Raw genomic sequence first — 20,085 nt, forward strand, 5'->3', positions numbered from 1 at the left:
TTTGAACTTCTATTTTAATTTCAAGATTTGTTCTCCGCGTCGTGGTTGTAGGCTACGATGATCTTCTGGACAAGGGAGTGCCTTACGACGTCCTGCTCCGCGAAGAAGATCATGCCGATCTCCTCGATGTCCTTCAAGATGCGCTGAGCCTCTACGAGACCCGACGACTTGCCCCGCGGAAGGTCGATCTGCGTAACGTCTCCCGTAATGACCATCTTCGAGCCGAAACCAAGTCTCGTCAGGAACATCTTCATCTGCTCCGGTGTCGTGTTCTGCGCTTCATCCAGAATAATAAAGGAATCGTCGAGCGTTCTTCCGCGCATATAGGCGAGCGGGGCAATCTCGATCAATCCGCGTTCCAGCGCTTTGGCCGTCTGCTCGGGGCCAAGCACGTCATGTAACGCGTCATACAGCGGTCTCAAGTAAGGATCGACCTTCTCTTGCAGATCGCCTGGCAGGAAACCAAGATTCTCGCCCGCCTCCACGGCTGGCCGAGTGAGCACGATCCGCTTTACGGCCCCCTCTTTCAACGCTACGACGGCCAGAACGACGGCCAAATAGGTTTTGCCTGTTCCCGCGGGTCCGATACCGAACACGATGTCGCGTTTCTTGATCGTCTTTACATAATGGCGCTGGCCAATTGTTTTGACCATGATCTTCTTCCCGCGGAACGTGGATGCAATTTCCTTCTTGAATAGATCGAGCAGCTCTTCGGCTTGCATATTCCGAGCCAAATCGAGCGCATACATGATATCTCTCTCCGTTGGCGCGTAGCCGCCTCTGACGAGCTGCAGCAAGACGGTGTACAGCTGCTCCAACGAATCTACTTCCTTCGCCTGTCCCGTAATGACGATCTCCGCCTCACGGGAGCTTATGGAAGCTCCTGACTGTTCCATGACGAGCCGAAGAAATTTATCCTGCGGACCGAATACAGCTAGTCCCTCCGCGGCGTTGCCTAGATGTACTTTTGCTGATTTTTGATCATTTTGCAACAATTCTCAGTCTCCCTGCATATGGACTAATGGCATTTCTTCTACGATGGATTGTTCTACTTCAAAAAGAACTTTCATATAAACTTTACCATTGTCCGCCTTTTCATGCAAAACAATTTCGTCCCGGATGACCGCATCCGCTCCGGCTTTCAACAAGACCTCGGCCTTCGCTTGCATCTTGCCTGCCTCGCGCGCTTCTTCTTCCGTCAATGTACGTTCCTGCATCTCGGACTCCAAAATCGTCTCTTTCATCCTTCCGAACGGCAGCGTCCAATCGCGCCAGGACACTCTTTCCTCATGCGTTACTGTTTCGGACTGGGCGAAGGGGTTGTCTCCGAAGCCGCTGATCTGAAGCGCTCTGGAGCCGATCACGGCATGCCACTTCGTTTTTTTCTCACCCGTATACACTTTCACTTGCTGCGTCATAGGCGACAGAATTTCGTATTCGTACCAGACCAGTCCTCGCACGCTCCCCTTAGCCACGACCGTTTTGTTGTACGTCTCATTGCCGATGATGCCGGAGATCAAGGTTTGTCCCTTTTTTACGCGCGTATTTTTTTTCACTAACGGCTTACCCGCTTCCGCCACGATCTGCGTCACAACCGCGTCCGCCGATGCAATCAGATGTCTGGGACTATTTAGCGCGGCTTGCTCGGGAAGCGACATCTCCACGACTCGGATGGTTACTTTCGTCCCCTTTTTCTCCACTCCGATCCATGTCGTACCCGGCAATGCCGTCACGAGCTTCTTGGAGATGACGTCCGCATCCTGCAGCCTGAACGACCATTGCAGCGTATAGAGCCCTTCAGCCTTGGCCGCTTGTAAAATATCTTCCTTAGGCATTCTTTCGTTGCCGACAACGTCGATCCTCCAAACCAAGGAAGAGAGCAGGAAAATCAGGAGAAAAAACAACGCGAGACCGCCTGCGAACCAAATGCGTTTCTCCGCCTTTGCCATCCAGAACGGCAGGCCGTTCCGCTTCACGACGTGAACGCGACAGCCTGTCTGCTTTAAATACGGGCGAAGCTTAAAAAAGTCTCCAACCGACACCTCAAACCTTAATTTCCCGTTGCTTGTCCATGATATGGCAGAGAGAGACAGTCCGCCCTCCAGCGCCCGATTGACAAGCTCCTCCGGCCGTCCCCCTCTTGCCTCAACGACGACGACTCCTTGCAGCCACGTTACGCCTTGACCTTTCATCGTAAATTCCCTCCCGACGGATTCATGGAATCAACTGTATATTCGCAATGATGCCTTCAACGAATACTTCCTCGGTCCATATCGTACGTATGACCAGCTCGCTCCCCGTTACCTCCAGCTGCCCCTTGCTAAGCGCAAGCCTTAGCTTGTCGCTCGAGAAATGAACGACGCCCCGATGATTCTCGATGTACAGCTGGCGGTCGCCGATCATTGTCAATCGCGGCAGATCATAGACGACATCCTGCGGCATATCGAGCAATTCGGCGGTGAGTTTGCGAAATTTTTTTTTCAGTTGTCGCATTGCCGTCTCGGCCTCCTCAGCGAACGAAGGTATCGCTATAATTCCGTACTATACCAAATTATGCGTTCGCGACTGGAAATATGAGGAGGGAAAATGAGCGGAACTCACAAGTCTTGGAGCGCATAATTTTCTGCATAACAAAAAAACACCCCTTTCGGGGTGTTTCGGGAGTCCGCATATCAACGCAGAAATTGTTGGACATATTGATTTACTAGTTTACCGTCAGCGCGTCCTTTTGTTTTAGGCATCAGGGCGCTCATCACTTTCCCCATTTCGGCTTTAGAAGAAGCACCGAGTTCTTGGATGGTCTGCCTTACTATCTCTTGAATCTCTTCTTCGGTCAGCTGCTCGGGAAGGTATTGACTAATAATTTCAATTTCTGCTGCAAGACCTGTTACCAGATCGTCGCGGCCGGCTTTTTTAAATTCTTGGAGGGAATCTTTACGTATTTTGATCTCGCGACTTAGAATATCAAGCACTTCGTTATCGTCAAGTGGACGTTTAAGGTCGATTTCCAAGTTCTTCACGGACGCGCGCATCATGCGAATCGTCGTGAGCTTGAACTTGTCCTGACTCTTCATGGCTTGCTTCATATCGTCGTTCAATCGTTCGCTCAGGTTCATTATGGAAGGATCCTCCTAAAACTTTCTCTTGCGAGCAGCCTCGGACTTTTTCTTGCGTTTAACGCTTGGCTTTTCGTAATGCTTGCGTTTTTTCACCTCAGCCAAAACACCGTCTTTAGCGATGGAGCGTTTAAAGCGGCGAAGCGCAGCATCGATGGTTTCGTTTTTGCGAACTTTAGTTTCAGACACCAGTTTTCCCTCCCTCCGAAACAGACCGTCCAGAGCTATAACACGGTTTATCAAACTTCATTATACGGCAAAGCAAATCCCAGTGTCAACTTTGTTAGACTGCCAATAAAGGGCCAAGCTTATTGCCGCCGAGCAGATGGATATGCAGGTGATAAACAACCTGTCCTCCGTCGCTGTTCACATTGTTGATCAGCCTGTATCCCGCTTCGTCGATCCCTTGCTCCTTCGCGATTTGACGGGCGACCGCAAACAGCTCTCCGACAAGCTCCAGATCCTCGGAACCGATATCATTCATCGTGGGAATATGTTTCTTAGGAATGATCAGAATATGTACTGGCGCGGCCGGCTGAATATCCTGGAACGCAAGAACGCGATCGTTTTCGAACACTTTCTTGGACGGAATAGAGCCTTCGATAATCTTGCAGAAAATGCAATCCACTACAACACAACCTCCAATCCCTTCATGCTTTCTCTATAATACCGAAAATTTCCTGTCTAGTCCAATCCCCGTTTCCTTTATACGCCAATCATGCGGAAAGCAAGATAGCGCGGCAAAAAGCCGCGCCATGCTGTCCATGCCGTTCGCATAGAATCGTAATTCCATCATTGTTATAGAAAAAACGGCAACAGGGAAATCGCCAGCAGCGAACCTAGCGGGAACGCTCTGCGGTAAAATCTTCTTGGCGGATAAAACGGATAACCGAAACCTCCGCCAAAACCGCCATACCCGCCATAAGGCAGAAACGCTCGTTCCCAATCGCCGAGGCAATGCGGGACGGCCAAATATACATGCTCATCGTCCACATGCTCCACAAACCCATCTACGCAGCAACCGTCGTTCGTTTGCACCATCACGTAACGATACATATGCGCTTGGCACATGCTTTTGGCGTCGACTTGGTCATACGCTTTATTTTCCATCGTTCATCAGCCTCCTGTTATCCATTCATCTTATGCAGATATAGGCGAATGGCTACTGAAGGCCTTAGCTTCTCATGCAATTACTTTATAACGGCTTCTCTGAGCTTCTCCGCGATTGGCAGCCAGTCATGGCCGCCGGCAAGCCGGATGAGAACGTTTTTATTGTCCGAACCCGCGTAATGGAATTCCGAAAGCAGTTCTTCCATCTCCTCAAAAGATGTTTTCGAACCTTCCAGGGCCGCTCGCTCGGCATCCGCCAAGGGGCCGGAGCCCGCTCCGATCGCAGCCAACATTTCCTTGCGATCAGCCATAAAATCCGCATAAGCTCCCGCTGCCCCTTCGAAAGCCGAAGCATTTAGCTTCTCGGCTGTTTCCAGCAAGCTGCCGAGATGCGCTTCTCCTCTTGCGATCGATTCGCTTAAGTAGGCTGCGGTCACTCGTCCGGTACCGTTTTCTGCAGCCGGAGAAGCAACGGCCTCGCCGGCAAGACGGCTCCAATAAGCAAGATCGGACCTGCCCTTCTCCAGCTGGGTAAAGACGGCTCGTCCCTCATCCTCAGTCTGGCCTCTGGTGTATCCGATATTTTTGGTAGACAACAGTACGTTTCCCATCACGCTCATCACCAGCAACAGCAAGGTAATGGGCAGCGCGAGCGAACGTTTGCCCGATTGCTCCTTCTCCGCCAAGCTTCTCCCTCCATCACAATACGTTATAATTGCGTTATCCGTTTTACTGGCCTTTTTGCCGAATACGGCTACAGTTTAATCGTTGAAGCGCCGTCAAAGAAATAGACGTAGGTCTCTGCAACGGGTTCTCCCAGCACGGACGCAATCGCCTCCGCATACAGCTCCAACTGGAATCTATGCCTCTCCGCCGCCGCTTCCCATCCACCGGAGTGGATTCGGTCCGTCTTGTAATCCACAAGAACGATGCCCGCATCGCCTCGAAACATGCAGTCGATAACCCCTTGAATCAGTACAGGTTCTTCCGTCAATTGCTCTATGGTTCCCCCCGCGTAGACACGGCTTGCCGGCAGCATCGCGCTAAAGGGCACTTCACGGCGCACCCAAGGCGAATTTCTCATTCGCTGACCCAGCTCGCCGGACAGGAAAGCCGCAACGGCGGAGATATCGATAGATGCAGCTTGCATTGACGTCAGAAGACGCCGTTCCACCATATCCGCTAACGTTGCCGCAATTTCCGTTGCGCCAATTTCGGAGACCAGCGGCACATGCTGCATCAATAAGTGGCTGGCAGAACCTTTTTCCGCCGCGGTGAGCGACTTTTCTTCCATAAAGGCCGGTCTTCGCAACCGCAGCGAAAAGGAGGCTCCACCAGACGCTTCAGCAGCCCCGCCGCTTGACTGAAACGCTTCGGAATGCCGATCGGCCATCCTTGAGCCGAAGTCAGCAGAAGCGTCCTCATCGTCTTGGGAGACAGCATGTCCGCTTCCACCGCTTCCGCCGAGGTCGGCGGAATAGGCATCCGCTTCCTCGTGAAGTCGCTTCATCTCGGTGACGGACGTTTTGGCTGCCAGCTTTGATGCTACCTCATAGGGATACCGCCATTCCAGGCGAGACCGCAGCTCCCGGTCCTGTTCGACCTCCTCCAGCTGAGCAAGAGAAGCGATCGCCGCGTCTCTTAAAGAATTCCCTGTGTTCGTCATTTCTCCAACGATCTCTTGTGCTGCTGCCGCCTCGATGCCGAGCCATGCGGCTGGAACGACGGCTGCTTCCCATTGGGGCTTCGCTCCAATGGGATAAACGTTTCCTTGTTCCGGCAACGATCCTTCTAAAGATTTGCCAGCTTCCGCATGTTGTTCGGGCCGTCCTTGCTCCGAGCCGGACAATTGCGCGGCCGCCATAGGACCAAGCCAATCCAGAAACGAACGAGCCGTTGCGACCCGGAAATCCGACAAGCGCCCTTCGGAGTCGGTCGAGCCCAGCCATCGCTGCAGCTTCTTGCCGGCATCCGCCGTTGTGCCGACAAGATACATTTTCTCCTTGGGACGGGTTAATGCGACGTACAGGATGCGCATCTCCTCCGCAAGCATCTCCATGCGAAGCTTTCGCCGGATCGCGAGATAAGGAAGCGACGGGTAGCTGATGCGCAGCTCGGAATCCACGTACCTTGGACCGAAACCAAGCTCCTTATGTTTAAGGAACGGGCTTCGCAGATCCTGCTGGTTAAAAAGCTTGCCGAGCCCAGCCACGAACACGACCGGGAATTCCAGCCCCTTGCTCTTATGAATCGACATGATTCGCACGACATCCTCTTGCTCGCCAAGCGCCCTGGCCGTTCCGAGATCTCCGCCGCCATCGCGCATTCGCTCTATGAAACGAAGGAACCGGAACAGCCCCCGGAACGAAGTCGCCTCGTATTGTCTCGCCCTGTCATGCAGCGCCCTCAGATTCGCTTGACGCTGCGCTCCTCCCGGCAACCCGACCATAAAGTCATAGTAGCCCGTCTCCAGGTACATGCGCCACAGCAAGTCTGCCAACGCCCCTTGTCTGGCTTCCTGACGCCATGCATCCAGTTTTTCCAGAAATCTGGACAGCTTTAGCCTGGATTCCCCTGGCATGGCTTCATCTCCGGCCGCTTGCAAAACGGCATCGTAATACGGTCCTGACGGCGACAAGATCCGAATGCGGGACAGCTCCTCCGCATTGAGTCCGAATAAAGGAGACCGCAAAACGGCCGCAAGCGGAATATCCTGATAGGGATTGTCCACGACCCTTAGCAGGGACAGCATGGTCTCGACCTCTGTAGCTTCGAAGTATCCCGTACTCAGTTCCGCATAAGCGGGTACGCCCATGCTCTGAAGCTCTTCGATGATGATCGGAGACCAAGCCTGCGTCGCGCGCAACAAAATGACGACGTCCCTCCACTGCAGACTTCGATACTGCTTGCGCTTGCCGTCGTAGACCTGAAAGCCGCGATCCATCAGCTCTCGCAGCTGGCCGCCGATCCAGCGGGCCTCCAACTGAGCTACCTTCAGCTCAGCCGTATCATCTTGAGCTCGCGGACCTTCGGCTCCATCCGCCCCTTCGTCATCTTCGGCGAGACTGCCGTAAACTTCGCCTTCGTCGGAGTCAGCAACCGCACGATCCAGCACCGCGAACTGCACGCGGCAGCTGCCGGGCTCAAGCGGCTCCGGGTAAGCCGCTCCGCATACCAGCTCCGCCCGGCGGTCGTAATCCATCTCCGCAACGGTTTCGCGCATCATCGCCCGAAAGACCGCGTTGACGCCGTCCACCACCTCGGCACGGCTGCGAAAGTTGCGTGCCAGGTCAATGCGCAGGCCGCCCGAGCCGTCCCCCTCTTCGCCGCTCGGGCCGTTCTCCGAGTTTTGCTCGCCTGCATTTCCGGTGTCATAGGACTTGTATTTGGTCAAAAACAAATTCGGTTCGGCGAGACGAAAGCGATAGATGCTTTGTTTGACATCGCCTACCATAAACAGATTGCCTCGCCCTTCCCTCGCGATCAACGTGACGATCGCTTCCTGCACCATGTTCGTATCCTGGTATTCGTCCAGCAAAATCTCGTCGAACTGTACGCGGTATTCCTCTGCGGCACTTGAAGGCACTAGATGTCCCGGCTCGGAGCTCTCGTCGCGCAAAATGCGAAGGCAATAATGTTCGAGATCCCCGAAATCGAGCAGTCCTTTGTCCCGCTTCGCGGCTTCGTAGCGCTGTCCGAACGACACCGCCAGTTCGGCCAGCGCCCCCATAAGCGGCGCCAGCTCCCGCAGCTCCTCCACGAACTGCTCCGACGTACGGCCGAACAGCTCTTCGGCGATGGAGCCGATCAACTTCTTGACATCCTCCCGCAGCGACTTCGCCTCTTCCTGCAGAGATTTGTCATAGCCGTCGCCGCGAAGCGCCTTGAGCTTGCCGAACGCCGCACTGCGGAACGCATCGCCCAGGCTGCTCCAGGAACCGCTCTCCGCCGCTTGCCGAATATGGCGAACGACGGACAGATCTTCATCGAAGGTCTCTGCATAAGGCGCTGGCCCCCCGGCAAGCCGCGTGATGCCCAGCGCTTCCTCCAATTGCGACTCCGCTCCGCTCAGCGCCAGCAGAACGTCCCGGTGCATGCTCTGTACCCAGGGAGAAGCCTCCAGCTCCCCGGCGTTGCCTATCACGAAGGCAGCTGCCGTTTGACGGAGCCAGTAGGCTGGCCACGGATGGCTTTGGGCGAATTCATGAAGCTGGCCTACAAGCCGATAGAGCGGTTCGTCGCCCCGCTCGCCGCCGTAACGCTCCGCCAGCTCCAGAAATGCCGCGGCGCCCTCGCCTTCTCCGCTGTACATATATTCGAACAGCTCGTCCATGACGTCGAGCTTAAGCAGCTCGCTCTCCGTCTCGTTCGCGATGCGGAAGCCCGGATCGAGACCGATGAGCGGGTAGTGTCTGCGAATGACGTCCATGCAGAAGGAATGCAGCGTCGTAATGGACGCCCTTCCCATCAGCGCCAGCTGCCGCCTTAAGTGATCGGAGTCCGGCTGGGCTTCCAGCTCCTTCTCGAGCGCCAGCGTAATCCTCTCTTTCATCTCCGCCGCCGCCGCTTTGGTAAAGGTGGCGACTAGCAGCTTGTCCACGTCTGTATCGGACGATATTTTGCGAATGATGCGTTCGACGAGGACCGCTGTTTTGCCGGAGCCGGCCGCGGCCGCTACCAGCACGTTTCGCCCTCCCGTCACGACAGCCTTCCATTGATCGTCGGTCCAGGTGCTGTTCTCCGGCTTGGGCGGAAGCGTCGCGACAACCTCATTAAACTCGTTACTCATAGAGCTACACCTCCTCCAGCAAACGCCAGACATCTTCCTTGGACGTCTTCGTCAGCTTGCGATATTCGTTCCCCTCGACAAGCGGGTCGAACTGGCATACCGGCTTGTAATCGCAAAATTGGCACGGCGTCTTGTCTCCGAGTCGATAGGGCTCTATGGAAACATTTCCTTGCTGAATGGAATGGCCGATCCCCGTAATCGTCCGTCTGACCGAACGGCGCAATGTCGACCATTGCTCATTCGTCACGACCGAGGAGCTGCTGTAAAAGCTGCCGTCCTTTTTGAGCGCGACTGGCAGCACCTCCGAATAACCTTGCTCCAGGTCGCCATCCATCAGACGCACCACCTCCGCATCGGCCGTCAGCAGACCCTTCATTTTGTAGCGCTTCAGCAGCATGCCGTCCGCTTCTTCTTCCGATGTCCGGTTGGAGAGCGCCATTACGGGATTGTGAACATGGAAGTAGAGCACGCCGGCCGGAGAAGCCGGCTGACCCAGCCATTCGTTCGCATGCGTGACGAGCACATCGAGATACGTCAGCATTTGGAGCGACAGGCCGTATACGACCTCTTCGAGCCTAAGCGAGGTTGAGCTGGACTTATAGTCCATGACGCGCAGCAGCAAGCCGTCTTCCGTCTCCGCTGCATCGACGCGGTCGATCCGGCCGATCACTTCCATCTGCGCTCCGCTTGGAAGCTGCAGCACCATAGGCGGCAGCTTGCCGCCAGGGCCGAAGTCGATCTCCAATCCGACAGGATGGAAATCCGCTCTCCTGGCGTGCTCGCCAAGCATGACCGCGGCTTGGGCGACGATGGCTTTGAGCTTGCGGGCAACGAAGCCGAACCGGCCGCTGCTGAGCAGAATTTGCGATTGAAGTTTAGGCGCCAGCTCATCCACGGTGCGCGCTGCGGCTTCCTTGATTTCCGCCCGCGGCGCGCTGCCCCAGCCTCCGCCAAGCTTGCCGGCCAGCGCGCTGAGAGCGGCATGGAACAACTGGCCGATATCCGGCGCAGCCAGACGGTAAAGCTTTCGCTCCCGCAGTTTGAGGCCGTGTATGGCAAAGTGCTGGAACGGGCAGGAGACGAATCGTTCCATCCGCGAGACGCTGACCTGCATTCGAGAGCCGTATAGTTCCCTCGCGAGCACCTCCGGCAGATCTTTCTCCATATTGCGGAAGTCCAAGGAGGAAAGAAGCACGCCGAGCCTGTCCTGCCATTCGGGACGAGCGGCGTACCAGTTGTACGCATCCCACCAGAAAGATTCCAATTCCTCTCCCTTTACCCTCGACTGACGCAATGCGCCGATCAAACGGGATAAAGTTCTGCGCGGATGTACGAGAAATTCCTTTTGATGAACCGCCGGCATCGCGAGATTTGGTTCTGCGGCGATTTCCTTTACGGCCAGTCCCGGGAACATGCCTTGCACCTGACGAATCAACTCCGAGGGAAGCAGACTTTTACCCTCCTCGTCCGCCATCGTCCAGCTGATCCAGAGATGACGGCTAGGCGTCGTCAAAGCGTTATATACCATAAACCGCTCGTCAAGAAGACGACGCTTCGCGCTAGGAGCCATGGAGAGCCCTGCTTCTGCCAACAGCTCCCGCTCTGCTTCCGACAGCAGTCCGTCCTCCTTGCCGCGCATGGGAATGACCCCGTCGTTGGCGCCTAACACGTAACTGACGGCGATTCCGCGCGAGCGGGTACGATCCATGCTTCCCACCAGCACCTGATCCAGCGCGGGGGGGACCGCGGCGAGCGTCAGGCTGTCAAGCCCCGACTCTACCATGCCCGCAAACAGCTCCGGCGGCATCTTCTCGTCGCCAGCAAGCTCGACAAGCTGATCCAGCAGCGCCAGGACGCCGTCCCAGAGCTGGCGATGCGATCTTGCCCGCAGGGGCAACCCCGCAGCCATCTCTTCCCCGCTCCAGATCTCCAGCCGATCTGCCGCATCCGTATCCGCGAGCAATTGGTACATGGCCTCCGCCATATCGCGAACGGTGCCGGCGGAGCGCAGCTTCTCGCCGAAGCGGCGAAGCGGCGGCACTATGACCTCGCGCGCCGCCATAACGAGTTCGAATTCCCGCTGGGCGCTGGCGCTCACTGTCGCCATGGCCTCGTCCTCTTCCAGCGATACCGGCGCTTGCGGTCTCCAACTGCCGTTGTCGAGCCACTTCCAGCCGTCGATGCCGGCAGCGAGCACGAAATTTTCAAGACGGTCGAACCATTCGCGTGGCATGCTTCGATCTACAGGGAACAACATCTCCGTCTTGATGCAGCGGAATACGGCGTCGTAACGCCAACCGAACAGGACCGACTCCAGCGAAGAGCGGATAAATTCCACGAGCGGATGATGCAGCGCCTTCTCCTTCCGGTCGACGAAATACGGAATTTCGTAATCGGAGAATACCAGGGAAACGTAATCGGCGTAGTCCTCCGCATTGCGAACCATAATCGCCATATCCCGCCAGCGAAGCCCTTCTTCCCTTGTCCTGCGCAGCATATCGCGGGCTACAGCCTCGACCTCGGCACGTCTGCCTGCCGCAGCTTGAAGCGACAAGCCTCGTTCGCCGTCCGGCAGGGGCATCGGGTTTCTTTTACCGCCATAATTTCGTTCCAGATGCCCCAGCATCGGATTATCCCTGAACCTGGCCGATGCGACGCTGCCATTATTCAAGTTGATGGGAGGTAGCACATCAATGCCCCTCTCTTCGGCAAGACCGAGCAGCGTGGCGTACGTCTCGGCGGTCGGATGAAACAGATCAAGCTCGTGCGGCGCTTCGCCGAGCTCATAGGGCCTGTCCAGCGTAAGAGCAACCGTAATATGAGCCGACGAGGCCATCAGCGCGGCCAATGCCCGATATTCCATTGGCGTGAAGCCGTAGAATCCGTCGATCCATATCCGGGCGCCGTTCATGGCGGAAGCTCCAGGCCACCCTTCTTCCAGTTGACGCAAATAATCCTCGGCATCCATATAGCGGCCTGCAAGCTCCGTCTCCATCCGATCGTAGATCAATCCGACATCATGCAGCTTCCGGTCCAGCATCGCGGAGCGAACGATATCCCCCGAAGCTGCCGCTTCTTCTACTTCCGAGGCAGATATGCCGTATCGCTTCCATTCCGTCAATAGCTCGGCCAGCCGATCGATGAAGCCCGGTTGTCCGGCGCCGCTGCCGAACAACTTTAGCTTTTCGGCTTCGCGGTGCACGATTTTGTAGAGCAGCATATGTTTGCCCGTATCCCCAATAGGGACAAGCGCCGTACCGCCCGTCTCTTGCATGACGCGGAACGCAAGGCGTCTAAAGCTGAGCGCCTGCGCGCGCATCGTGCCTTGAAGCCCGCTGCCTCGCAGCATGGCATATTCCGTCTGGAACGTAGCCTGCTCGGGAACAAGCATAATAAGCGGCGGTCCGTCAGGATTCTCAAGAAGACAATTCCGAATCTGCTCCAGACAATATCCCGTCTTCCCCGAGCCGGAACGGCCGATTACGAATTGCAAAGGCATAATGGCTTCCTCCCCTCTCCCGGAAGCGGCGCGTTATTTGCTCCGCACCTCGAATATGGCGAATTTCAAGTAATGGCCTTCCTTGACGCCGAGCATCTGCGGATGATCCTTGCCCGCCGCCCGCCATTCGATGAGTCTGAGCACTTTTCCGGCATCGACAGCCGCCTCGGCAATCGTCTCCAGGAACAAGTCCGGCGCCATATGGTAAGAGCAGCTTGCCGTAACAAGATAGCCGCCTTCATTGACAAGCTTCAATCCTTGCAGATTGATATCCTTGTAGCCCCTGCAAGCTCCTGCCACAGCGCCCTTCGTCTTGGCGAAAGCCGGCGGATCAAGAATAACGACATCCCAGGTCCGCCCCGCATCGGTCAGCTTCTTAGACGTATCCGCTCCGCCTGACGCTCTCAACTTACGTTCATCCAGCCCCTTCGCCTGCGACCGCAAATAATCGAAGGCATCCGCGACAACGAATTCGACGCGCTCCGAGAAACCGTTGCGCTCCACGTTCCTTCTCGCCGTCTCGATCGCATGGTCGGATACGTCCAGACATGTCACCTTCTTGGCGCCGTACTTGCAGGCATGCAGGGTGAAGCTCCCCGTATGGGCAAAACATTCCAACACCGTGGCGCCGTCCCAATAAGGGAAGGTCACGACCTTCCCGTTGGCATTTAGCGGCACAAGGTCGCCGGAACCGCCTTCGGGATCGGGACCCAACGCAATCCCGGAACGGCCGCCCCAGCCGGTCATGAGCGGCGCAGTGGCAGCGCGATTTTCGCGCTGATCGAAGAAGTAGCCCGTTTTTTGCCCTTCCACGATATCCACTTCCATCTTCAAGCCGTTTTCTTCGATTTCGACGATTCTCGGGCATTGGCCGTATAGCTCTCCCTTGCGCTCCTCCAGTCCTTCCAGCGCTCTTACGCCAACATCGCTCCGCTCATAGATGCCCGCAGGCTGGAACACCCGAACCAGCGCCTTTACGATGCTGTCGCGTCTGGCGTCCATGCCCAGCGTCAACAGCTGAACGACGAGAACGCCGCCGAATCTGTCGACGACGAGTCCAGGCAAGAAGTCCGCTTCCCCGTACACGAGCCTGCAGTCGGAGTCGTTTACAAATCGCGTACGATGTGCTGCACACTCACGGAAGCGCATGACGAAAAAACTTTCGTCCATCTCGATTTCAGGCTTGTAAGAGACGATGCGCACCGTAATTTGAGACTTGGGATTCCAATAACCCGTGCCCAAATATTTTCCTTGCGCCGTCGTCACATTTACGAGATCGCCTCCCGCGGCTTCACCCTCCATCCGGTCGATTTCGCTTGCGAAAACCCAGGGATGTCCTTGTTCCGTTCTTTTCTTGCGCGCCTTTTGCAATATTATCGTCGCCCTGCTCACGTCTCAACTTCCTCTCTCGCACTCTTATTCTTATAGAGGTTGTTCAAAAAGTCCGCTTCCCATTACGAAGTAATCCAAGAAGCATACTCGACGTCGAATATTGAATTCAGCCGAACCTTCCGGTGCTCACGTAGCCTCCACTACGCTCCGCTCCTCAGGTTCTAGCTGCATCCAATCTTCTCGGTACTGATAACCGAACTTTTTGAACTCGCACTTATAGACGGGCTTGTCATGCTTGTCTTCTCGTTCGCATACATATAGCTACGAATAGCTACGTGCTGAAAACCGATCTTTAAGATAAGGAGAAACCCATGATCCAGAACCTTCTATTGCCGGTATTCATCGGATTCAGTGTCTTTCTAAGCGGCATGAAGCTGATGGAGCTTGCCCTCCACCGAATGGCAGGACCCCACTTGACCGCCATGCTGCAGAGATCAACGGCCACTCCGCTTCGCGGAATGGCCGTCGGCGCGGCAACGACCGCCGTACTCCAGAGCAGTACCGCCGTAACCGTCATTTCGATTGGGTTCGTTAATGCCGGCCTGCTGTCGTTCCCTCGCACGCTAGGCATCATACTGGGCACCAACATCGGCACATGCCTGACTACCGAGCTCATAGGTCTAAATATTGGCCAAGCAGCGATTCCAATGCTCGTCTCATCCATTTTGGCATGGCTGCTCACCGCCCTGTTGGGCGAGATTAAGATATGGCCTGGACTGGATCGTCTTCGCTGGCTTATGCCGCTCCGCTCCGCTTCCGTCGCCGTATGCGGCTTCGGTCTCGTGCTTGCCGGCCTAAACATGATGCAGTCTATCGGCCCCTACCTGCAGGAGAGCGGCATGTTCGACTGGTTCCTTGGACATGCCAGCGACTCGTTATGGTGGGGAATGGCTGCCGGCGCCGCCATTACCGCCGCCGTTCATAGCGGCGCGGCGGTCATCGGCATGGTCATGGGATTTGTCGCGATGAACGGCATGCCGGCCGAGATCGGGGTTGCCATTGTCGTCGGCGCCAACGTAGGCACTTGCGTAACCGCGCTCTTAGCCTCGCTCGGCGGTTCGCGAGGAGGCAAGTTCGTTGCGCTCTCCCATATCGTCTTGAATGTGGGCGGGGCTCTCCTCTTTCAGCCGTTTATCGGCGAATTAACGGCTGTGTCCGGCGCGATTGCGCATTCTCCATCCTCCCAGATCGCGCATGCGCAGACCATCTTCAACATCGTTTGCTCGCTGATCGCCCTTCCTATCTGCTACGCCAAGTTCTGGCGGAGGCTGGACAATCGCGAGTCGAGTTGATTGAGTTTGGCTAATTCACGTTAAGTCCAAGCAATTGCAAAGCTCCGGCGACGATACGATGATTGTTGTCGTAGCCGGACTGCTTCTGCTTCCGCCATGCCTCCCGGGGCTCAAACCAGTCAACGCCGCGGATCTCCTCGACCTGCGCTTGATGCGTGCCGCCGATCGCCCTCACAAGATAATAGTGCACTTCCTTATTGACCGTGCCATGTTTGGCATGCTCATACTGGTATTTGATCTGGGCGATGGGCGCCACGATCTCTCCGCTCAGTCCCGTCTCCTCGCGAATTTCCCGTAGCGCCGTCTGCTCGACCGTCTCTCCAGGCTCCATCTTCCCCTTTGGCAGAGAAACCTTACCGTAGCGGTCCTGAATAAGCTGAACTTGAAGCTGTCCGGATTCGTTATGGCGGAATACGACCCCGCCGGCAGAGATTTCCAACATGATCCTTCCCCCTTGCACCCTTTACCCATTATTATATGCAGCAAAGGATTCCTTCATCTTCTCCGCCTTCTGACGCGAGATAGAATCGGAATCCTGAATTAGGCTTGTCACAACGAAGCCGCCGCCCTTGCAAGCACTTAGGCTCTTAGCGCTTCCGGACGATCATAACGGAATTCGCGATCCTCGTCCTCGGCGGAAGCTTCAACGGCATCTCCCTGACGCGGCTCCAGGACCCTGACGAGCTGTCCACGGCATTCGTTGACGCCGGCTTCCGTTATCTTTACGCGGCATAGCTGACCGATCAGATCTTCCGATCCTTCGAATACGACCTGGATATAATTGTCCGTATATCCCATTACAGAACCCGTTCCCGGAGCTCCCTTGTAATCTCGTTCCGGAATAACGTCCAACACGGCTCCGACATGCTGCTCCGCATACTTCAGCTGCATTTTCTCGGATAAATCGATCAGCTTGTGAACGCGTTCGTTTTTCAGCTCTTCGTCGACCTGATCCTCCATGCGCGCTGCAGGCGTACCCGTACGTTTGGAATAAGGGAATACGTGCATTTCGGCGAAACCCATCTCCTCCATGAAGCGGTATCCGCTCTCGAACATCTCATCCGTCTCGCCCGGGAAACCAACGATCACATCCGTCGTAATGGCCACGCCAGGCATAGCTTCGTGCAGCCGCTTGATTTTCGCGGCGAATTGCTCCGTCGTATATTTGCGGCGCATCCGTTTAAGCACGGAATCCTCGCCCGCCTGCAACGGGATGTGGAGATGGCGGCACATTTTGCTGGAACGGTTCAGGACATCGATCATGGCGTCGTCAATTTGGCTCGCCTCGATGGAGCTGATGCGAATACGCTCCAGACCTTCCACTTTATCGAGATCCCACAGCAAGCTTGTCAGATTGTAATTTTCCATATCGTCGCCGTAGCCGCCGGTATGGATGCCCGTCAAGACGATCTCCTTGTACCCGGAAGCGACGAGCGCTTTCGCTTGCTCAATGACGCTTTCCGACTCGCGGCTTCGGGACAGCCCCCGCGACCATGGGATGATGCAAAACGTACAGAAGTTGTTGCAGCCCTCTTGAATCTTGAGGAAGGCACGCGTGCGCTCTGTAAAGTCAGGTACGTCCAACTCCTCGAAGGAACGGGTTTTCATAATGTTGCGAACAGCGTTGACCGGCTTGCGATCGGCTTGGATCTGACCTACGAACGACATGATTTTTTCGCGATCCTGCGTGCCGATAACAAGGTCGACGCCTTCGATCGCCATAATTTCCGCGGGGGAAGTCTGCGCATAGCAGCCCGTAACGGCGATAATGGCGTCGGGATTGCGTCGTACGGCGCGGCGAATAATTTGGCGGCTTTTTTTGTCCCCCGTATTTGTTACCGTACAAGTGTTCACGAGATAGACGTCAGCCGTCGATTCGAAATCGACCTGCTCGTATCCCTCGTTTTTAAATAACTGCCAGATCGCTTCCGTATCGTAGAAGTTCACTTTGCAGCCCAGCGTGTAAAAGGCGACCGTTGGCATGGTCATTCTCCTCCCATTTCTCCAGCTTCGTATAATAGGCAGGTTAATCCGACGATTCCCGCCGTCTCCGTTCTCAATATTCGCTTTCCGAGTCCTGCTATGACCGCGCCGGCTCCTTCGGCCTCCGCCGCTTCCCGCTCCGAGAACCCGCCTTCCGGTCCGACGATGAGCAAGACGGTCGGCTGCTCGCCTTCCGCCACCGCCCCCAGCTTGGTGCTCCGGAATTGCTCCGTAACCGTGCGGATGCCAACGCCGTGCGCGGCATGCCCTTCGCGTTCAAAGCAGAAGATGGCGAGATCAAACCTGGGAATAAGCGCCAGAAGCTCCTTCCAGCTCCTCACGGCAGCGATCGGCGGTATCCGATGCCGGTGGCTCTGCTCCGCGGCTTCCTTGGCAATCTTTCCCCACCGCTCGAGCCGCTTGGCTTCTTTTTTCGTATCGTATTGCACGACGTTGCGCTCCGATTGGAAGGGCAGAAAGGCTGCTGCGCCGATTTCCGTCCCCTTCTGAATGACAAGCTCCAGCTTGTCGCCCTTCGGCAAGCTCTGTGCAATCGTAACGAGCCAGGCAGGCTCGCTGTCCTGCGGCAAGAAGTTCTTAATATCAGCTCTCACTACCTGAGCTTCCATCTCGGAAATTGCCGCCAGCACCGTCCTGGACGCTCCGTCGCTGACGATGATCTCATCGCCCGGCTTCATGCGCATGACGCGAACGGCATGATGGGCATCTTCGCCCGTTATCGTAACGACACCGTCGTTAAATTGCTCCGGCGCCACAAAGTATCGTTGCATGTAGAACTAACCACCTTACTTATTATCCAACCTTCATATTAGCACGTTTGACCGGACAAAATCCATTTGAATCTAGTACCAACCGCCTACCTCGGCAACCAAATCCTAAATCCGAAGATGGACTGCATCAAATCGTTTAACCCGTTGAACAACGGATACTGCAAGGATAGAATCGGATCCAGCGTCACGGCCCTGAGCGGCGGAATGAAAACGAAAAGCAAAAATAGAATCATCGCCCAATGGATGTTTTGCTCGATTTTGTATCTAAGCCGAAGCGGTAGAAATTCCGAAACGATACGGTATCCGTCGAGCGGCGGCAACGGGATCAGGTTAAAGACGAACAACAAAATATTGATCATAATAAAATAAGAAAAAAACACGATGAGCGCATCTTGAACGCCTGTCGACGCTACATGCACGACACCTGATGCGACCAATCCGTAAATAATAAACATCCCTACGACGGCCATCAATAAATTGCTCAGAGGGCCGACGGCCGACACGATGATACTCATGACTCTGCGATGCTTGAAGCGGCTGGCGTTGACGGGAACCGGCTTCGCCCATCCGAAACCCGCGATAAGCAACAGGATGCTGCCCATCAAGTCAAGATGGACCATGGGATTGAGAGTCACTCGGCCTTCCTTGTAAGCCGTGTCGTCCCCGAACTTGTAGGCGCTGTACGCGTGAGCAAACTCGTGCACCGTAAATACAATCATAATAACGAGAACAATAAACGGCAGATGCTCAAGCGGATACCATAGGAAACGTTCCATTAGCCCTCCTGCGGCTTACGCGCCACAAACGCGATCCAGTCTTCGTCGCGCCGTTTCTCCACGATTTCGAACCCGGAGGCCTTAAGTCCTTTTTCCACGTCGTCTTCCTTGTTTTTGTACACGCCCGAAGCGATATAGATGCCTCCCGGCTTAAGCGCCTCGTAGACGTCGTCGATAAACAACAAAATGATCTCGGCCAATATATTGGCAACGACAAGATCAACGGGAACCGTTACTTGCAGCGAGGACGCAGAACCCGAGTCAGCTCCTCCTTCGCGAAGAACGCCTAACAAGTCGCTTAGACGAACCTCGATCTTCTCCGACAATCCGTTAAGACTCACATTTTCCGTCGCGCTGGAGACCGCAATGGGGTCCAGATCAAGCGCGAGAATACTCTTTGCCCCGAGCCTGCACGCGCCAATGGCCAAAATTCCGGAGCCCGTGCCGACATCGATCATCTCCTCCCCGCCGCGAACGACGGACTCAAGCGTCTGCAAACACAGTGCTGTAGTTGGATGCGTGCCCGTTCCGAATGCCATACCGGGATCAAGCTCGATAATCCGTTCGCCTTCTGCAGGAGTGTAATCCTCCCATGTCGGCTTGATTGTTAATGTATCGGAGACGCGAATCGGCTTAAAATATTGTTTCCAAGCCGTTGCCCAATCCTCGTCATCTACTTCCTGCCAAGCATACTCAACCTCTCCCGGATCGATATCGAAGGTTCGCAGCTCCTCGACGCGGGGCTTCAGCTCTTCCAACAAACCTTCCAGATCCGTGCCTTCCGCGAAATAACCTTTAATAACGGCCTGCCCTTCCGGAATATCGTTAAGCGGCAGCTCGTACCATTGTCCCAGCGACGTGTCGCGTGGCTTGTTAAGCGTACCGGATTCTTCAATAGAAACACCGCCGGCTCCCAGCTCGTGCAGGAAGTTGCTGATCATCTCTGTCGCTTCTTCTGTTGTGGAGATCGTAATTTCATGCCATTTCATATGTATTGCCTCCCAATTATCATGCGTGTTCAACAACCTCTTATCGTCAAAACCTACACTCTATTGTACAACAGACTGCCTGCTGTGTACAAAAAAACAGCGTGAAGCCTTCTCGGCTAACACGCTGCTCTCCTTAAATCATAGAAGTGTCCGAATCGATCTTGCCGCCTATCTGGCGGATCAAATGAATGGCGCGGTCCGCCACGGCTTCGTCAACAGACGCGGTCACCATTCCGCCTTCGCTATAGCCGCCAATTTCGGCGGCACGCAAGGCTTGCAGCTTGCGTGCCGCTTCCTTCGCTTCGCTCGCGTTCCCGAACGATGCTTGAATTTCGATCACGCTCATCG

General features: G+C 55.4%; 18 protein-coding genes. 1 reads left to right on the forward strand and 17 read right to left on the reverse strand.

Annotation, left to right across the window (positions count from 1 at the left end; all coding sequences use genetic code 11):
* Positions 1-20 precede the first annotated feature (20 nt).
* The 11 genes from H7F31_RS23290 to H7F31_RS23340 all read right to left on the reverse strand — a co-directional run bounded on the left by H7F31_RS23290 (position 21) and on the right by H7F31_RS23340 (position 13,906).
* Positions 21-992 (reverse strand): PhoH family protein, encoded by a 972-nt coding sequence (locus H7F31_RS23290; RefSeq protein ID WP_187105494.1) that lies wholly within the window; start codon positions 990-992, stop codon positions 21-23.
* 6 nt (positions 993-998) lie between these two features.
* Positions 999-2,192, reverse strand: coding sequence for a sporulation protein YqfD (gene yqfD, locus H7F31_RS23295; protein WP_187100727.1), 1,194 nt, complete (start codon positions 2,190-2,192; stop codon positions 999-1,001).
* A gap of 22 nt (positions 2,193-2,214) precedes the next feature.
* On the reverse strand, positions 2,215-2,493 hold the full coding sequence (yqfC, locus tag H7F31_RS23300; protein WP_087567149.1) for a sporulation protein YqfC: 279 nt from the start codon (positions 2,491-2,493) through the stop codon (positions 2,215-2,217).
* Between the two features lie 179 nt (positions 2,494-2,672).
* Complete coding sequence (locus H7F31_RS23305; protein WP_187100728.1) at positions 2,673-3,116, reverse strand: GatB/YqeY domain-containing protein; 444 nt, start codon at positions 3,114-3,116, stop codon at positions 2,673-2,675.
* 15 nt (positions 3,117-3,131) lie between these two features.
* Positions 3,132-3,305 carry a 30S ribosomal protein S21 gene (rpsU, locus tag H7F31_RS23310; protein ID WP_005547957.1) on the reverse strand — a complete coding sequence of 58 codons (174 nt, stop codon included), beginning with the start codon at positions 3,303-3,305 and terminating at the stop codon, positions 3,132-3,134.
* Positions 3,306-3,399: 94 nt separating this feature from the next.
* Positions 3,400-3,744: a histidine triad nucleotide-binding protein gene (locus H7F31_RS23315; RefSeq protein ID WP_087567151.1), complete on the reverse strand. Its 345-nt coding sequence runs from the start codon at positions 3,742-3,744 to the stop codon at positions 3,400-3,402.
* A 170-nt stretch (positions 3,745-3,914) separates the two neighbouring features.
* Positions 3,915-4,226, reverse strand: coding sequence for a hypothetical protein (locus tag H7F31_RS23320; RefSeq protein WP_187100729.1), 312 nt, complete (start codon positions 4,224-4,226; stop codon positions 3,915-3,917).
* Between the two features lie 80 nt (positions 4,227-4,306).
* Positions 4,307-4,912 (reverse strand): hypothetical protein, encoded by a 606-nt coding sequence (locus H7F31_RS23325; RefSeq protein WP_187100730.1) that lies wholly within the window; start codon positions 4,910-4,912, stop codon positions 4,307-4,309.
* Positions 4,913-4,980: 68 nt separating this feature from the next.
* Positions 4,981-9,015: a helicase-exonuclease AddAB subunit AddA gene (addA, locus tag H7F31_RS23330; RefSeq protein ID WP_187100731.1), complete on the reverse strand. Its 4,035-nt coding sequence runs from the start codon at positions 9,013-9,015 to the stop codon at positions 4,981-4,983.
* 4 nt (positions 9,016-9,019) lie between these two features.
* On the reverse strand, positions 9,020-12,514 hold the full coding sequence (gene addB, locus H7F31_RS23335; protein ID WP_187100732.1) for a helicase-exonuclease AddAB subunit AddB: 3,495 nt from the start codon (positions 12,512-12,514) through the stop codon (positions 9,020-9,022).
* 33 nt (positions 12,515-12,547) lie between these two features.
* A complete protein-coding gene (locus H7F31_RS23340) occupies positions 12,548-13,906 on the reverse strand; it encodes a class I SAM-dependent rRNA methyltransferase (RefSeq protein WP_187100733.1) in 1,359 nt (452 codons plus the stop codon).
* Between the two features lie 311 nt (positions 13,907-14,217).
* Here H7F31_RS23340 and H7F31_RS23345 point away from each other — a divergent pair, with 311 nt between their 5' ends.
* The gene (locus H7F31_RS23345) at positions 14,218-15,198 is read left to right on the forward strand and encodes a Na/Pi cotransporter family protein (protein ID WP_187100734.1); all 981 of its coding nucleotides are present in this window, start codon (positions 14,218-14,220) and stop codon (positions 15,196-15,198) included.
* 10 nt (positions 15,199-15,208) lie between these two features.
* Here H7F31_RS23345 and H7F31_RS23350 read toward each other — a convergent pair whose 3' ends face one another.
* The 6 genes from H7F31_RS23350 to H7F31_RS23375 all read right to left on the reverse strand — a co-directional run bounded on the left by H7F31_RS23350 (position 15,209) and on the right by H7F31_RS23375 (position 20,083).
* Positions 15,209-15,640, reverse strand: coding sequence for an NUDIX hydrolase (locus tag H7F31_RS23350; RefSeq protein WP_087567157.1), 432 nt, complete (start codon positions 15,638-15,640; stop codon positions 15,209-15,211).
* A 137-nt stretch (positions 15,641-15,777) separates the two neighbouring features.
* The gene (mtaB, locus tag H7F31_RS23355; RefSeq protein WP_187100735.1) at positions 15,778-17,181 is read right to left on the reverse strand and encodes a tRNA (N(6)-L-threonylcarbamoyladenosine(37)-C(2))-methylthiotransferase MtaB; all 1,404 of its coding nucleotides are present in this window, start codon (positions 17,179-17,181) and stop codon (positions 15,778-15,780) included.
* A gap of 2 nt (positions 17,182-17,183) precedes the next feature.
* On the reverse strand, positions 17,184-17,972 hold the full coding sequence (locus H7F31_RS23360) for an RsmE family RNA methyltransferase (RefSeq protein WP_187100736.1): 789 nt from the start codon (positions 17,970-17,972) through the stop codon (positions 17,184-17,186).
* Positions 17,973-18,058: 86 nt separating this feature from the next.
* The gene (locus tag H7F31_RS23365) at positions 18,059-18,748 is read right to left on the reverse strand and encodes a site-2 protease family protein (protein WP_187100737.1); all 690 of its coding nucleotides are present in this window, start codon (positions 18,746-18,748) and stop codon (positions 18,059-18,061) included.
* Positions 18,748-19,737, reverse strand: a complete 990-nt coding sequence (gene prmA, locus H7F31_RS23370) for a 50S ribosomal protein L11 methyltransferase (protein ID WP_187100738.1) — start codon at positions 19,735-19,737, stop codon at positions 18,748-18,750. Before prmA ends, H7F31_RS23365 begins: the two co-directional genes overlap by 1 nt.
* Positions 19,738-19,870: 133 nt before the next feature.
* Positions 19,871-20,083, reverse strand: a complete 213-nt coding sequence (locus H7F31_RS23375) for a hypothetical protein (RefSeq protein ID WP_187100739.1) — start codon at positions 20,081-20,083, stop codon at positions 19,871-19,873.
* Positions 20,084-20,085: the final 2 nt, after the last annotated feature.

The organism is Paenibacillus sp. PAMC21692 (assembly GCF_014303795.1).
Taxonomy (GTDB): domain Bacteria; phylum Bacillota; class Bacilli; order Paenibacillales; family Paenibacillaceae; genus Pristimantibacillus; species Pristimantibacillus agaridevorans.